This is a genomic window from Pseudomonadota bacterium, from assembly GCA_026388315.1.
GTDB lineage: Bacteria > Desulfobacterota > Syntrophorhabdia > Syntrophorhabdales > Syntrophorhabdaceae > MWEV01.
In genome coordinates this window covers 1-15,314 of sequence record JAPLKA010000098.1, presented here as the reverse complement: position 1 = coordinate 15,314, position 15,314 = coordinate 1, and the positions used below count along the sequence as shown (strand labels likewise).

Genomic DNA, 15,314 nt, shown 5'->3' with positions numbered 1-15,314 from the left:
CATGATACGAAATATATTTCCTGTAATTATTGCAATAGCCTGTTTAATAAGTTGTACGATGGCACCGGAATACAAACGCCCGGCGTCGCCAATCCCCTCTGAGTGGCCTGCAGGTCCTGCATACAATGAAATGAACTACCCCGCGGCAAGCCAGGCAATCAAGGCTCCAGCCGATGTCCCAACAGCCCCTGAGCTGAGCTGGAAGGAATTTTTTACCGACGAGAAGCTCCAGCAGGTCATCGAAATGGCTTTGTACAATAATCGTGATCTGCGGATAGCCGCATTGAATGTTGAAAGGGCACATGCATTGTACGGCATCCAGCGCGCCGAATTGTTTCCTGCAATAAACGCTACAGGTGCCTGGACCGAGCAAAGGGTACCGGCTGACATCTCACAAGAATCAGGTGAAGCGATGAACTTCAAGCAGTACGGCGTCAACCTGGGAGTCAGTTCCTGGGAGATTGATTTTTTCGGTCGCATTCGAAGCTTAAAAGACAGGGCGTTGGAGCAGTACCTCGCCACTGAGCAGGCTCGCCGCAGCGCGCAGATTTCTCTGATGACAGAAATTACAATCTTTTATCTTGCCCTTGCAGCGGACCACGAGAACCTGAAACTTGCTCAATCGACCCTGGAGGCACAGCAGGCCACATACAACTTGATTCGCCGCCGCTACGAAGTCGGGACCTCCTCCGAGCTTGATCTGCGTCAGGCCCAAACAAGGCTGGAAGCGGCTCGGGTGGATGTCCCAAAATACACCCGCCAGGTGGCTCTGGATGAAAACGCACTGAACCTTCTTGCCGGCTCCCCCGTGCCTGCCGGACTATTGCCTGATGAGTTAAATGCCGTTTCGGCGCCAAAGGATATTTCACCCGGCCTGTCTTCTGAAGTGCTGTTGCGTCGGCCCGATATTCTTCAAGCAGAGCATGGCCTTAAGGCCGCCAATGCCAGCATAGGCGCGGCGCGGGCAGCCTTCTTTCCCCGCATCTCGCTGACCAGCAACATCGGAACAACGAGCGACGACCTGGCCAGTCTGTTCAAGGCCGGTTCAAACACCTGGACCTTCGCACCCCAGGTGGTTATGCCGGTTTTTGACGCCCGGATCTGGTCGGCGTTTAAAGCGACTAAAGTAGAAAGAGAAATCGTCCTGGCTCAATACGAAAAGGCAATTCAAACAGCCTTTAGGGAAGTGGCCGATACCCTGGCCGTCAGGGGCACGGTTGAGAAACAGCTATCGGCACAACAGTCCCTGGTGAATGCCACTGCAGAAACCTATCGCCTCGCCAGTGCGCGTTACACAAAGGGAATTGATAGCTATCTGGGTGTCCTGGATGCGCAACGCTCTCTCTATGCAGCTCAGCAGGGGCTCATCGCCTTCCGTCTCTCCCGGTTTAGCAGCGTTGTAACGCTTTACAAGGTGCTGGGTGGAGGATGAGTAGCGTAGGCTGAGGGCCTGACAAAGGAGTAACGGAAATAAATTGGCAGAATTTTCCTTAATACAAATCTATTGATATGGAATTGCCCCTATCAAACCACGCCCCCACGCGGGGGCGACCCGATAGCTGGCATACGGTCAAATCTTTACGGCCTGTTGCCCAAATATGGTATTCGCAGGAACACTGTTTCCCTCCCTGCTCATATTCCAATCTTATTGGTTGTATGTATGTTTGGGCAACAGGCCGTTTATCCTTGACTTTAGCAACCGGTGTAGTTTGAAAAGGCACCGGGTCACTCCAAGTGGGGCATCCGTCCACCTTGGAGAAAAAAGCCCGGGTAAGATTTTCTCAGCCAAAAAAGGAAAGTAGGATTGATTAAGGTTTGAATTGTGTAAGACGAATAAAGTTCCTGGAGAGCAGGAGATCTTTATCATCTTCCGGTATCGGGAGCGAAAGGACTTTCGATAGCTCGCTTCTCATGGATCCGAAGGGCACATCAGACCCGAACAGTACCCTCTCGGGACCTACTGTTTTCACAAAATCCAATATCGCTTCCCGTGAGCCAAGGGCAGTATCGAAGTACACATTTTTATTGTTTTTGAAGCTTTTTAAAAAATCATAAGGATTCCCGCCGAGCATACCAAGGTGGGGGATGATAATCTTCATGCCTTTGGCCATATCAACAAATCTTTCGGTAAATCGCAACTCTTCTTCGAAGATAACCGGCTTATCTGTTTTTATGATCTTTTCAATAAGCTGAGGCAGATTTTTATCATCAAAGACTTTATAATTTGACGCCGAATCCTGCCATCCCCTCATCCAGTGCCATTTTCCTCCGCAATATGCTTCAGGTATAGGATCAAAGCCCTCTTTGTCGTAGTCTTCCCTTATGTAATGATAAGGTATGAAGCCCCCTACCCTTTTTGATTCTTCAAGAATCTTCACATTTATGCTGTTATTCTCTATAGCCGTCGATGGAAAAGGGATTACAGCAACATAATCAATCCCCGATTCCTTCATCTGGCTCTGAAGTTCTCCTGTCGTAACATCTGTGCCGAGGGTTATCGAAGGACCCCAGTGAGAATGACTGTCTATGATGATCTCAAAATCCATTGTTGCAGGATAAATAACATAGATGGTATGTTCATGTAAAGAATGGTTCACGGTTCACAGGAGGAACTCATATGGGGCTAAAAGACCTCAAGACCCCGCTTCTTACCGTTGATATAATCATCCGCTATAAAGACGGTATCGTATTCATTGAAAGGAAAAATCCTCCGCCGGGATGGGCTCTGCCGGGAGGCTTTGTGGATATCGGTGAATCCCTTGAAGAAGCAGCAATAAGGGAAGCAAAAGAGGAGACTTCACTTGATGTTGCTCTGATTGAACAATTTCACGCTTACTCAAAACCTGGCAGAGACCCGAGGTTTCATACCGTTTCAGTTGTCTTTATAGGTGACGGAAGGGGAGAACTGAAGGGACAGGACGATGCAAGACGGGCAGATGTATTCCGCGAAGATGCCCTGCCACAAATAATTGCTTTTGATCACAGAGATATTATCCTCCATTATTTCAATTATATGAAAACAGGGAAAAGGCCTGGTGCGATCTAATCACTCGAAGGATGCCACGGCCTTCTTTATTCGCTCAACACCCTTTTCAATGACTTCCATTGAAGCTGCAAAAGAGAGTCTCAAATAGCCTTCTTTGCCGAATTCAACCCCCGGAACAACCGCAGTATGAAAATCTTCAAGAAGGATTTCTGTCAATGCTGTAGATGTGTCCACTACCCTGCCCTTATATTTTTTTCCAAGCACATTGTTGAAATTAGGGAACACATAGAAGGCGCCTTTCGGGTTGTAACAGGTTACGCCCGGTATGCTTTTCAACTCCTTGACAAGATAGTCTCTCCTCTTTTTAAAAGCTTCGAGCATAAGAGTTATGCTGTCCTGGGGACCGTTTAGCGCTGCAACGGCAGCCATCTGTGAAATAGATGTAGGATTTGACGTACTCTGGCTCTGGATATTCCCCATAGCCTTTATGATACCTGACTGCCCTGCGGCAAAACCGATCCTCCATCCTGTCATTGCATAGGTTTTCGCTACGCCGTGGCAGATTATCGTTCTTTCTTTGAAGGCAGGATCGAGGGATGCAATGCTTGCATGGGTATAATCATCATATGTCAGTTTTTCATAAATCTCATCAGATATTATGTAAAAATTATTTTCCACTGCAAGCTTCCCGATCTGCTCCAGATTTTCACGGTAAAATATGGAACCAACAGGGTTTGACGGGTAGTTGAGAATTATTCCCTTTGTATTTTTATTTATGTACTTCTTCACCATTTGCGCTGTAATCTGGTAGTCCTCATCTTCCTGCGTCTCCACGATCACCGGTTTTGCCCCGGCAAGCTCTACCATGGGTGGGTAGGAAACCCAGTACGGCGCAGGGATAATGACCTCATCGCCCTCCTGGAATATGGCCTGGAAGAGATTATAGAGGCTGTGTTTGCCGCCGCATGAGATGATAACCTCATCACGCTTATATGTAAGGCCGTTGTCCCTTTTAAACTTCTCAATCACGGCATCCTTCAGGGGATCTATGCCGGTAGCCGGTGTATACCGGGTAAAATTATCATTAATTGCCTTTATGGCTGCCTGCTTTATATGTTCAGGTGTGTTAAAATCGGGTTCTCCCGCACCAAATCCCGCAATGTCAATGCCCTTTGCCTTAAGCTCTTTCTCCTTTGCGGCAATTGCTAACGTCGGTGATGGTTTTAATAAACTTGCCCTTTTTGATAACATATCAAAACTCCTTTGGTGAAATTTTAACTAAAAACTCAGCACTCAAAACTGCAGCACGTAGTGCTGCTGGAGGATACTATTTACGATACCCCACACCCTGCTGTCAATCAAAATATTTGCATGGTTAACAGACAGTTTGAAACAATTCTCATCAGGCGTCAAAGGCGATTTGGCAGATTCAATTGAAACAAAACCGTCACCATAGCCTTCTCTCCATTCCTGAATGAGACGGTCACCAAAAACCGTTTTCATGGACTTCATAATATTGAAAAATCCGATATTAAAATATGCAGTGGTATCTCCGCATATGTCAAAGTGAGGCACATGCCTTTCCAGTTCAAGTTTATCAGGCCTGTTAATGTCCCTGACGATATCAGAGATAGTATGAAGTTCCTCTATGGGTATCATGAAATCATTCATTGATCGAAAAAAAACATTAACAAACTTCCTGTATTTCATGACAATGTCTGCAAATCTGCTCCCGAAGTGTGGCGTTGCAAGACATATCAGGGCTTTAGGGCTGAGGTTGAATTTCTGTATAGCCCTTCGCGCTACAAGCCCACCTCTTGAATGGGCTATGAATATCACTTTCCTGCTTTCAATCGATTCGATGAGGTCTTTCAATTCAACCACTGCCTCGTCTATTGTGCTGTCAACGTTTTGTGTCCAGCTCGCTATATTATAAGAGTGATTGTTGCATCTTTCAGCAAAGGGGATGACCTCTTTTTCGTCTTTCAACAATGTTTTGAAGGAGATAAAACGAGTCTTTTCTTCGAGAGGAGCAAACCAGACCCTTTCTGTAACCCCAAACCCGTGGATCAAAATGACCCATGGGTTTTCGTTGGAAATCTTTATTATCAAAAGCAATCCCCTATAATAATTTTACAACAACTCGCATGACCCTTTTTGTCTGTTCGGTAACCTTATATCGCTCGTCAATCCTGTGCCCGATGATCCATATTATATCATCATTCGAGATGAGAAGCGGAATTTGTCTTCTCTGTTCTTTCGGTATCTTTCTGGATATAAAGAAATCCTTAAGTTTTACATAATTATTCATTCCAAGGGGAAAGAACCTATCACCTTCCTGAAAGGTCCTCACGCATAAGCCACCAATTTTATCTGCATCAAAAAAAGCGATGTCCCTGTTAACAGCAGCAGGTATCCCCTCCCGCCCCTTTTCAGAAAATAAAGAATTGTCATCAACCTCCAGCAGCTTGATATCAAGGATAAGTTTAAAAGGCTCCAATCTGTTTTCGCCAAACTTGATGGGAAAAGCATCTTTTATAACAGGCTTTGTCTGCTTATTTGTAAATATCAATCTGTCATAAATGCGTTTTACCTTTATGCCGTGGGGTAAAGTGATGGCCAGATTCGGCCTGCTCCCTCTCAAAATTTTATCAACCAGCCGGTGATGTTCTCTGAGTGCGATAAACCCCGGCTCCAATTGATCAAGGGCGTTGGCTATTACTCTGAACTTTGTTTCAGAATCTAATTCATCCAATGCTTTAATCTCAAGGGATATATCCTGTGCTTCAGGCTTCAAATGGCTCTCTATAAATCTCACAGCCCTCTCTTCAAAGAAATTGTTAATGTTCGTCATATCGTGCAGCAATAAAAAAATCTTTTCTTTGAAGGCGGGGTTTAACTTTTTCATGAGAGGCATTAACTCTTTTCTCACATAATTCCTCTCATATACAATTTTGCTGTTTGACGAATCTTCCACATAGGATATTGAAGAAGCATTAACATATTCCTCAATTTCAGACCTGTATGTGTTGAGGAATGGTCTAATAATCCTGCCCCGCTTTATGGGAATAGATGCTAAACCTCTTATCCCGCTTCCCTTTAACATCCTTAAAATAAACGTCTCTACCTGGTCGTCAAGGTTGTGTGCAACTGCAATCTTGTCGTAAGCATGTTCCAGGGAAATTTCATAAAAGAAATTGTAACGCACATCTCTCCCTGCGTGCTGAAGCGATATGCCCCGTTCTTTTGCATATGTCCTGACATCAAGCCTCTTCACATAACAGGGGAACGAAAATTTCCGTGCAAGTGTTTCGATAAACTGTTGGTCCCTGTGGGACTCTTCACCTCTCAGAAGATGATTTACATGTGCAATGCCGATTTTGAAGCGATCCCGTTGTGCTATCTCAGCCAGCACATACAATAAAGCAGTTGAGTCTATGCCACCGGAAAGACCGATGAGGATATTGTCTCCATCTTCGATGAGGTTTTCTTTTTCAATAGTTTTTTTGACTTTATGTATGAAATCCATGAGAATCAGTTCAACGTTCTATGTTCAAAGTTCAATGTTTTTTCTTGACCCCTCGACCCCTTGAACCCTCGAACCCTGCTTTTCTGAACCCCTGAACCCTCGAACCCTGCATTTTGCTATGAACAGCTTGAACAATTCGACGAGCCGCACGTTGCACAGGAGGAACCCTGTCCGCTCGACGATGATGTAAGCTTATATCCCACAGAAAATCCAAAAGAGGACATCTTCTTCTTCAGGTCTTTCGCACCACATTGAGGACACTGTGGTTCATCGCTCTTAAAAACTAACAATTCAAATTCATTCCCGCATTGCTCGCAAATATATTCGTATATGGGCATCGGTTCCTCCCTATTTGCTCTTGGTTTTCTTTATTTCTTTTGATATGTCGGCAATTAAATTGCGCAAAAAACCCTTGTATTGCATCAATTCATCATCCACATCCATCGCTGTCGCGTGTTGCGCAAAAACCAAGGACCTTGAGAACATGTTCTTAAAATAAAAATAAAAAGCCGATGCATACATATAAAAGAATATTGCTGTTTTATTCTCATTGTCCATTCTGGAGATTTTTCTGAAAAGATTCCTGGCAATCTCATAATACTCGCTTTCAAGATAGCTTTTTGCGGCCATGTACAGTAAAAGAGGTCTGCCGTCATGATATAAATCATTAAGGAGGTTTTCAAAACCTTTCTTTCCGTATATTGCAACGAGTGCCTTCTCATTTTCTAAAACGAACCGTGGAATCAGATAATTGCTATCGTAAAGATGGATTAGTCCTTTTAGCTGGCCTACGAGTTCTTTCATCAATACCCTTATCTCTTTCAACCCTCCTCTGAGCCTCTTATCCGCCTTTTTTGTGAGACTTTCAATCTCATGAACAATCTTTTTTTCAAAATCGGTCAATCTTTCTGATACATTATCACGGTTGGGCCGGTAGTATTCGAGTTGGTACAGATTCTCTCTTAGCTTCATTGCTTCATGAAAAATGTAACCAACTGTAATATCGTATAATTTTTCTTTATAATGAGCTTCATCAGATGTCCTGAATAACTCGTGGCACATCTCTTTTAATTTAAAAAGACAGCTTTTCCCCTTATCATCAATAAACTCTTCAATATTGGCAAAACTCAACTGATTCCTTTTGAATAATGTTTTGCACTCAACACACTTTGTGTAAACACAGATAGATTCCTTAATGAGGTCTATCTGCTTCTTCTCCAGGTTTGTCATCTTCGTTTTCACCACTGTTCCCTTTTATTAGTACTCTCAATGTTTCGCCATCGATTGTCTCTTTCTCAAGAAGGGTTCGGGCAACCTTTTCCATAATATCCCTTCTCTCGCTCAGCAGGTTTTTTACCCTTACATATGATTCATCTATTATCCTCTTAACCTCATTATCAATTTCCCGTGCGGTTTCTTCGCTATAGTCTTTCCCACCAAATGAAGGGTTGATATCAAGGAAAAGCGGCTTCCTTTCGCCTTCAAATGTGACATAACCGAGCTTTTCACTCATGCCATACTGTTTAACCATAGACTTTGCAATATCTGTTGCCCTGAAAAGGTCGTTATGGGCGCCCGTAGAGACCTCGCCGAATACCACTTCCTCAGCAATCCTCCCTCCGAGGAGTACACCCAGCCTGTCAAGAAGCTCCTTTTTCGTCATGAGGTATCTGTCTTCGGTGGGAAGCTGCATTGTGTACCCCAGGGCGGCTATCCCTCTCGGTATAATAGAAATTTTATGTACCTGATCGGCAGTTTCAAGAAATTCGGCCATAAGTGCATGTCCTGTTTCATGATAAGCCACGATTTCCTTTTCCTTTATGTTCATCACCCTCTTCTTCTTTTCAAGACCCCCGATAATCCTGTCAATAGCCTCTTCAAATTCTCCCATGGTAACAGCGCTTTTCGCCTTTCTTGCAGCAAGGAGGGCTGATTCATTCACGATGTTTGCAAGGTCTGCCCCGACAAAGCCCGGTGTCCTCGCAGCAATTACCGATAAATCTACATCATCTGCAACCTTTACGCCCTTTACATGAACCTTTAATATCTCTTCTCTCCCCTTTATGTCCGGCCTGTCAACAAGGACATGCCTGTCGAACCTGCCGGGTCTCAAAAGTGCGGAATCAAGAATTTCCGGCCTGTTCGTTGCGCCCATAATGATCACACCCGCCTTTGTGTCAAAACCATCCATCTCAGCAAGGAGCTGATTCAATGTCTGTTCCCTCTCATCGTGTGAGGAAAGCGGGTTCATGCCTCTTGCCTTCCCGAGTGCATCAAGTTCATCAATAAAAATAATACACGGGGCCTTTTCCTGCGCCTGTGCAAAAAGGTCCCTCACCCTGGAAGCGCCCACACCAACAAACATCTCAACAAAATCGGATCCAGTCATACTGAAGAACGGCACCTTCGCCTCGCCTGCCACAGCCTTTGCAAGAAGTGTTTTACCGCTGCCCGGAGGGCCAACGAGCAGTATGCCTTTCGGTATCTTGCCGCCGATGTTAAGAAACTTATCAGGGGTACTTAAATATTCAATAATCTCTTTCAGTTCTTCCTTTGCTTCATCAACCCCCGCTACATCTTCGAATGTTATTTTTATCTCATCCTCGCCATATATCTTCCCTCTGCTTTTTCCAAAATTGAGGATGCCCGACGGGGCGCCACCCATCTTCCTCATGAGCAGATTCCAGATTAAAATAATGATGGCAAACGGCAACACCCAGGATATTATCGCTTTTATAAATTTGTTCTCATATTGGCCTGAAAATTTAATATTATTTTTCTGCAAGTCTTTAACGATATCGGGGTCATCTACCCGGCTCGTAAGGAATTTAGTTTTCTTGCCGCTTTCAAGGCTAAGGTTTCCCTGTATTGCCTCTACATCTATAACAACATCACTTATTTTGCCTTTGGTAATAAGTTCCTTGAATTCGCTGTAAGGTATATTTTTTACCTCACTCGTAAAGATGTAGCTGTTGATTATTATTATGGCGATGAAGGCAATAATAAAATAGATAAAGGTAAAACTTTTAGTCTTTTTATCCTTTGACCTGGTTTTGTCTCTTAACTCGAGAAAGATATCTTTTGCTTTCCGTTTATTTTCACTCGATTTTTTCTTTTGCATGAATAAGTTTAACAAAAAAATCCTTTTTTTTAAATAGGTATTATGAACGCTTTGCTTAATACAATGCTGACTTCCTGACATTCATGTGCTATAAGTAAATATAGAAATCATAAAAAAATAATTATTTGTGGAGGCGAAATGGAAGAACAAGAATTAACCCAACGATTACATAGAACGTTTGATGCAGTATTGCCTATCCTTGAAAACGTGTATAGAGGATTTTTTGCAAATAATTCGGCCTTACTTAAAGAATGCTTATCCGGTTTCGAGGACATGCTTACCGCAAACTTACCATTTGTGGAAAAAATCATTACAGAAAAAGAAAAGGATCCAATCGAAAAAAAGTATGTTAATCTGATTCTTTCTCTTCAGGTAATAGCTTTAGCGTTAGACAATCTGATTGCCAAAATGCTTGTCAAGGCTGAATCCGGGGTCCTCTTCAGTGAAAAGGCAACAAAGGAGATAAAATCTCTGCTCGACATTACGTACAGCCAGTTCAAAGACACAAAAGACTATGTTCTCACGAAAAATCCGCACCTGAAGCAAAATGTTTTAACGGCAAAAGAAAAACTTATTGACCTTGTTACCGATTATGATGTTGTTCATCAAAACAGGCTTATAACAGGTATCTGCATGCCCAAGGCATCTTATCTGTATATTGACATGACCAGTTCATTAAAAAGGATTGCAAGGGGTATTGCCGATTTCGCTGAAAAGGTCTGATCTTGGATATCCCTCTTGAGACCTTCAAAGAGAGAATAAAAGGACAGAGGGTTATAAAAGAGTTACAGGATAGGCATTTCAGCGGAGATGTGTATCTTGTTGGTGGAGCAATAAGGGAATTATGCCTCAACAACACCCCTAATGATTACGACCTGGTGCTTTCTGAGCAAAAAGATTTAAGCATAATCGAAGAATTTTTTAGCACCGGGGCTTTCATCCTCGGCAAAAAACCGATTCAAACATACAGGCTGACAAAAAAAGACATATCCCTCGATATTACCTTTCTAAATTCGGCCTTGGAAGAAGACCTTGGCAGAAGAGATTTTACCATGAATGCAATCGCCTTCGATCTCAAAAATGATGCCTTCATCGACCCCCTTCGTGGTTTTGATGATATTAAAAACGGATTGATTAAATATCCCGGGAAAGAAACAATAAAAGATGACCCTTTAAGGATGTTAAAGGCCATCCGGCATTTCTCGTTCTTAGAGGGATTTACGATTCATCATGAGGTAATAGATACAATAAAGGAATTGAAACACCTTATCAAGGAAACGGCCCCCGAGAGAATCAAATACGAGATGGATCAGATAGTTGTATCTCCCAATCCACACGCCGGCCTGAAGATGATGGAGCACACCGCTTTACTGTTTGAAATATTCCCTGAACTTCAGTCCCTCAGGGAATTGGATATTGAAAAGGGATTTGTCCTTGAAACATACGGACATACAGTCGATGGGTTCATGTATTTGAATAAATATAACGAAACTTACCGGTTGGACGTAAAGAGTCTCAAAAATGTTGGTTATGCCCTTCTCTTCCACGACCTTGGTAAGGCACTCACCTTCTCATATGATGAACATAAAAATGCGGTACATTTCTTCTACCACGAGCGCTTTTCCCGTGAAATAGCTTCTTATATCATGGAAAGGCTCAGGTTCAGCACCCATGAAATAAAAACAATCAATGCGCTTATCGATAATCACATGAGAATATTCCTCATCAGCAATAAAGAATCAACTGAAAAGGCAATACGAAGACTTGTATACAGGATGGGTGAGCTTACCCCTTCCCTCGCTTTGCTGACCATATGTGATATGTACGGAAGTTCGGGTGGACAGGACAATCCTTCTACAAAACGCGTTCACAAAAAGTGTAATGAGCTTCTCCATGCATATGCAGAGTGGAAGAAAAAACCACTGCCAAAACTCATTAATGGCCACGACCTCATTGCCCTGGGATTCCAGGAGGGACCTCAAATAGGCAAAATTCTCAATGATATCCGAGAAAAGCAGATTGCAGGCGAAATGAGTGAAAAAGAGGAAGCATTACACTACGCCAACGGATTTCTGAGCTTTTAATACTCCGGTTCCCCTTCTTTCATCAATATCTTGTATGTCTTCAGATCAAGGGCATGGTCAGTGCCTTTCTGAACCGTTCCATCCTTTGAATAGCCATAATGCGACCAGTAGCCCGTGCCTTCCTTTTCAACAAAATCGAGCTTGAGGATGGTTTTGACGCTCTTGTACCCGTATTTGAAGGGGACAAGAAGACGCAATGGACCACCATGAATATCGGGCAGCGGCCCATCGTTCATTTCATAGGCAAAAAGTACACGGGATTTAAGCAGGTCCTCGAGAGAAATGTATTCATAGTAATCATCGGCAGAGTAGAAATATAAATACTTCGCCTGTTTTTTGGGCTTCACCGCATCGAAAAGTGTTTTAGGCCGGAATCCTCCCCACTTTGCCTTGCTTGACCATGACTCCACGCATTTCATACGCGAAACCTGGGTATCTTTGGCAAGCTTTTTAATGTCTGAGAGGGTAAATATCTTGGGGTTATCGCAGAGGCCGCCCACTTTCAATGTCCATTTTGAGGGGTCTACCGGTTTTATGGGCTTAATAAACCTTATATAAAAGCCTTCCCTGTCCTCATTATCCAGAATTCTTTCGATTTCTTTAGCGCTCAGAAAAGAGTTAGGGATTACAGAACCTACACCGAGCATAGCCATATATTTTATAAATTCACGCCTATCCATATCGACCCCTTGACCCCTTTTTTAAATTATACCACACTATTGACAAATCAGATAGAATTGTTAGATTATCAAACATGGACAGAAGAGACTTCCTTAAACTTGGCCTTTCATCAATCTTTTTTGCAGGTCTTCCAAAAATCATCTTTGCTCAGGGAACATCAACCCTATCGGTGTCAGAAGGAAAAGACTATGCCGCAATAACCAGGAACGCCATCAATGCCCTTGGCGGTATCCAGAAGTTCGTCAAAAAGGGAGATGTGGTAGTTATAAAACCGAATCTCGGCTGGGACAGGAAACCGGAATACGCAGCAACCACCAATCCTTTTGTGCTTAAAGCCATCGCCGAGGAATGCATAAAGGCAGGTGCAAAAAAGGTAAAGGTCTTTGATAATCCCTGTAATGACCCGAGAAGGTGCTATGAGAACAGCGGCACCAATGGGGCGTTAAAGGGATTAAAAGATGTGGAATTGAAGCAGATGGAGGATGAGCGTTACAAAAACGTCAGGATAAACGGTGTTGCACTCAAGGAATGGGAACTCTACGATGAAGCCCTGTCTGCAAACGTCTTCATCAATGTTCCTATAGCCAAACATCACAGTCTTACCCGGTTGACGTTGGCTTTGAAGAACATGATGGGTATCATGGGAGGAAACAGAGGATATATCCACAGAAATATGGAAGACTCTCTGTCTGACATCAATAAGGTTGTTAAAAGCCATCTCGTTGTTATCGACGCAACCCGAATCCTGCTCAACCATGGCCCGCAGGGTGGAAGTCTTAATGATGTAAAGGTCGTCAATAAAGTCATTGCCTCAACCGATATTGTAGCAGCCGACGCTTATGCAACAACGCTCTTCGGCCTGAACCCGCAAGATATAGCTGCTACAGTTACCGCTTACAAAAGAGGTTTGGGCGAAATGAACCTCAGTAAAATAAAAGTAATAAAAGCGTGAAAATTACCTCCTCCCGCATATCCCAGCTCATCTTTCTCGCAATATTTTTTGTCCTCTTCATCAATACCGAATACAGGGGAAAGGATGAAATTTCCGCTGCCGTCAACAGCTTTTTCAGGGCAAATCCCCTCGTTGCAATAAGTTATCTTCTCTCTACAAAAACAATGACGTTACTCATTCTCCCGGGAATATTAATGTTTGTCTTTTCGCTTTTATTGGGCAGGTTTTTCTGTGGATGGATATGCCCGCTGGGCACCATTATCGATCTTTTTACGAACAGGATAAAGAAGATTCTTCCCCTGAAATTCCTGAAAACAACCTTTAAATATTACCTTTTATTTACACTCCTTTTTGCGGCCCTGTTTAATATAAATATGGCAGGCGTTCTTGACCCCATTGCGATCCTGGTGAGGGCATTAACGTTCTTCTTTTATCCTCTCTTCGGACATTCTGTAAAATTGGGATGGACCGGTTTATATTCCTTGATGGGTGATAACCGGGATCACATAGACTTTATGTATGCCTTCTTAAGGGACTATATCCTTCCTTTCAGGGATACCCTCTATCCCCTTGCATTCATCTCTTTCCTCCTCTTTGCACTCATTATCCTCCTTGAGAGATACGAAGAAAGAAACTGGTGTAAAAATCTCTGTCCCCTCGGGACGCTTCTGGGCCTGTTAAGCAGATTTTCACTGTTCAGAAGACTCCCCAAAAAACTCTGCGCAGATTGCAGGGAATGCAAAAACATATGCCCTACCGCATTTGACGAGGACATTCTCCAGAAACAGGATTGTATCCTCTGCATGGACTGCACATTAAAATGCAAATTTAACAGGGTAAAATTTTCATCGGTCTTTAAAGGCAGAAGAACGAAGGAAAAAACCCCCGTTGTTTTAGGAAGAAGGGTCTTCCTGGGAAGTCTGTTATCAGGGTTCTTCCTTGCAAAATCGTTTGCATTCCAGTCACCGCGGGAGCAGGAAAGGCTGCTTCGGCCTCCCGGAGCACAAAAAGAGGGTGAATTTTTAAAAAAATGTGTACGGTGCGGCGAATGTATAAAGGTCTGTTTGAGAAATGCCCTTTACCCTGATCTTTTTAAATCAGGTTTCTACGGTATGTTCACCCCTGTTTTTATCCCCCGTCTGGGCTACTGTGAATACAACTGCAACCTCTGCGGTCAGGTATGCCCCACAGGCGCTATCCCCAACCAGCCCATAGAGGAAAAGAAAAAGAGCGTCATGGGTGTGGCGGTATTTGATAAAAATCTTTGCCTCCCCTATGCAAAAAAGATCAATTGCATCGTCTGTGAAGAACACTGTCCTGTTCCCGGTAAGGCAATAAAATTTGAATTATCCGAAGAGAGGGATTATACCGGAAAGAAAGTTACCCTTAAAAGACCTTACATTGCAGATGAACTATGCACGGGCTGCGGAATCTGCGAAAACAAATGCCCGCTTGAAGGAAAATCCGCTGTTGAAGTATTCGCAAAGGTGAAAAAAAGTAAACACGGCGCGCAATAAGGCATCCCCCACATCCAATATCGTTGATTTAAAGAGGACTGACCCTTCTGTTTTCTCCTGTGTATAGACGTTTAGAACGCCTTTGAGAAAAAATTCGCAATTCTTGACAAGTTTTAGTGCAATGCTATACTGATACTAAAGGGGATTTTAAGTAAGTGAATTTCAAATGAACGAAGGGAGGATAACATGGACCCATTAGAAGAGATTAGCTCAAAATCATCATCAATGAATTACTTGGTAACACATGGGTCGGGGCGGAAAACACTAGAAAAAATTACCTTAAGACCATTATCAATGAAGGATCTCGATGAGGTAGCCCAGATCGACTTTTCACTCTTGGGAAAACAGAGGAAGGAGTACTGGGAAAATAAACTCGAACGTATTGAAGAATCGGGCGTTCCATCACTCGCAGCGGAAATCAACGGAAAGGTAATTGGTTTTATT

The 15,314-nt window shown here is 43.3% G+C and carries 15 protein-coding genes; 7 read left to right on the top strand and 8 right to left on the bottom strand.

Translation table 11 applies throughout. The annotated features are described in order from the left end of the window. Window position 1 precedes the first annotated feature (1 nt). Complete coding sequence (locus NTX75_14350; protein MCX5817396.1) at window positions 2-1,432, top strand: efflux transporter outer membrane subunit; 1,431 nt, start codon at window positions 2-4, stop codon at window positions 1,430-1,432. Window positions 1,433-1,808: 376 nt separating this feature from the next. Here the strand turns inward: NTX75_14350 and NTX75_14345 are convergent, their stop codons facing one another. Continuing rightward, window positions 1,809-2,597: an amidohydrolase family protein gene (locus tag NTX75_14345; GenBank protein MCX5817395.1), complete on the bottom strand. Its 789-nt coding sequence runs from the start codon at window positions 2,595-2,597 to the stop codon at window positions 1,809-1,811. Between the two features lie 20 nt (window positions 2,598-2,617). Here NTX75_14345 and NTX75_14340 point away from each other — a divergent pair, with 20 nt between their 5' ends. After that, complete coding sequence (locus tag NTX75_14340) at window positions 2,618-3,046, top strand: NUDIX hydrolase (protein ID MCX5817394.1); 429 nt, start codon at window positions 2,618-2,620, stop codon at window positions 3,044-3,046. Here NTX75_14340 and NTX75_14335 read toward each other — a convergent pair whose 3' ends face one another. The 6 genes from NTX75_14335 to ftsH all read right to left on the bottom strand — a co-directional run bounded on the left by NTX75_14335 (window position 3,047) and on the right by ftsH (window position 9,651). Next, window positions 3,047-4,237: a pyridoxal phosphate-dependent aminotransferase gene (locus NTX75_14335; protein MCX5817393.1), complete on the bottom strand. Its 1,191-nt coding sequence runs from the start codon at window positions 4,235-4,237 to the stop codon at window positions 3,047-3,049. Window positions 4,238-4,279: 42 nt separating this feature from the next. Continuing rightward, entirely contained in the window at window positions 4,280-5,098 is an 819-nt protein-coding gene (locus NTX75_14330; protein ID MCX5817392.1) for an alpha/beta hydrolase, read from the bottom strand. A 10-nt stretch (window positions 5,099-5,108) separates the two neighbouring features. Continuing rightward, window positions 5,109-6,515, bottom strand: a complete 1,407-nt coding sequence (gene tilS / locus NTX75_14325; protein ID MCX5817391.1) for a tRNA lysidine(34) synthetase TilS — start codon at window positions 6,513-6,515, stop codon at window positions 5,109-5,111. Between the two features lie 116 nt (window positions 6,516-6,631). Further along, the gene (locus tag NTX75_14320; GenBank protein MCX5817390.1) at window positions 6,632-6,853 is read right to left on the bottom strand and encodes a zinc ribbon domain-containing protein; all 222 of its coding nucleotides are present in this window, start codon (window positions 6,851-6,853) and stop codon (window positions 6,632-6,634) included. 10 nt (window positions 6,854-6,863) lie between these two features. Beyond that, the gene (locus NTX75_14315) at window positions 6,864-7,757 is read right to left on the bottom strand and encodes a hypothetical protein (protein ID MCX5817389.1); all 894 of its coding nucleotides are present in this window, start codon (window positions 7,755-7,757) and stop codon (window positions 6,864-6,866) included. Then, window positions 7,708-9,651, bottom strand: coding sequence for an ATP-dependent zinc metalloprotease FtsH (gene ftsH / locus NTX75_14310; GenBank protein ID MCX5817388.1), 1,944 nt, complete (start codon window positions 9,649-9,651; stop codon window positions 7,708-7,710). Before ftsH ends, NTX75_14315 begins: the two co-directional genes overlap by 50 nt. Window positions 9,652-9,774: 123 nt before the next feature. Between ftsH and NTX75_14305 the strand changes: the two genes are divergently transcribed. Next, window positions 9,775-10,359 (top strand): hypothetical protein, encoded by a 585-nt coding sequence (locus NTX75_14305; GenBank protein ID MCX5817387.1) that lies wholly within the window; start codon window positions 9,775-9,777, stop codon window positions 10,357-10,359. Between the two features lie 2 nt (window positions 10,360-10,361). Then, window positions 10,362-11,720 (top strand): HD domain-containing protein, encoded by a 1,359-nt coding sequence (locus NTX75_14300; protein MCX5817386.1) that lies wholly within the window; start codon window positions 10,362-10,364, stop codon window positions 11,718-11,720. Here the strand turns inward: NTX75_14300 and NTX75_14295 are convergent. Continuing rightward, window positions 11,717-12,400, bottom strand: coding sequence for a molybdopterin-dependent oxidoreductase (locus NTX75_14295; protein ID MCX5817385.1), 684 nt, complete (start codon window positions 12,398-12,400; stop codon window positions 11,717-11,719). The genes NTX75_14300 and NTX75_14295 overlap by 4 nt on opposite strands. Window positions 12,401-12,474: 74 nt before the next feature. On the opposite strand from NTX75_14295, the gene NTX75_14290 reads away from it, so the two are divergent. The 3 genes from NTX75_14290 to NTX75_14280 all read left to right on the top strand — a co-directional run. Then, entirely contained in the window at window positions 12,475-13,353 is an 879-nt protein-coding gene (locus NTX75_14290) for a DUF362 domain-containing protein (GenBank protein ID MCX5817384.1), read from the top strand. After that, on the top strand, window positions 13,350-14,870 hold the full coding sequence (locus tag NTX75_14285) for a 4Fe-4S binding protein (GenBank protein ID MCX5817383.1): 1,521 nt from the start codon (window positions 13,350-13,352) through the stop codon (window positions 14,868-14,870). The genes NTX75_14290 and NTX75_14285 overlap by 4 nt, the downstream gene beginning before the upstream one ends. Window positions 14,871-15,056: 186 nt before the next feature. Next, window positions 15,057-15,314 (top strand): hypothetical protein (locus NTX75_14280; protein ID MCX5817382.1); only part of this gene is annotated, 258 nt, incomplete at its 3' end.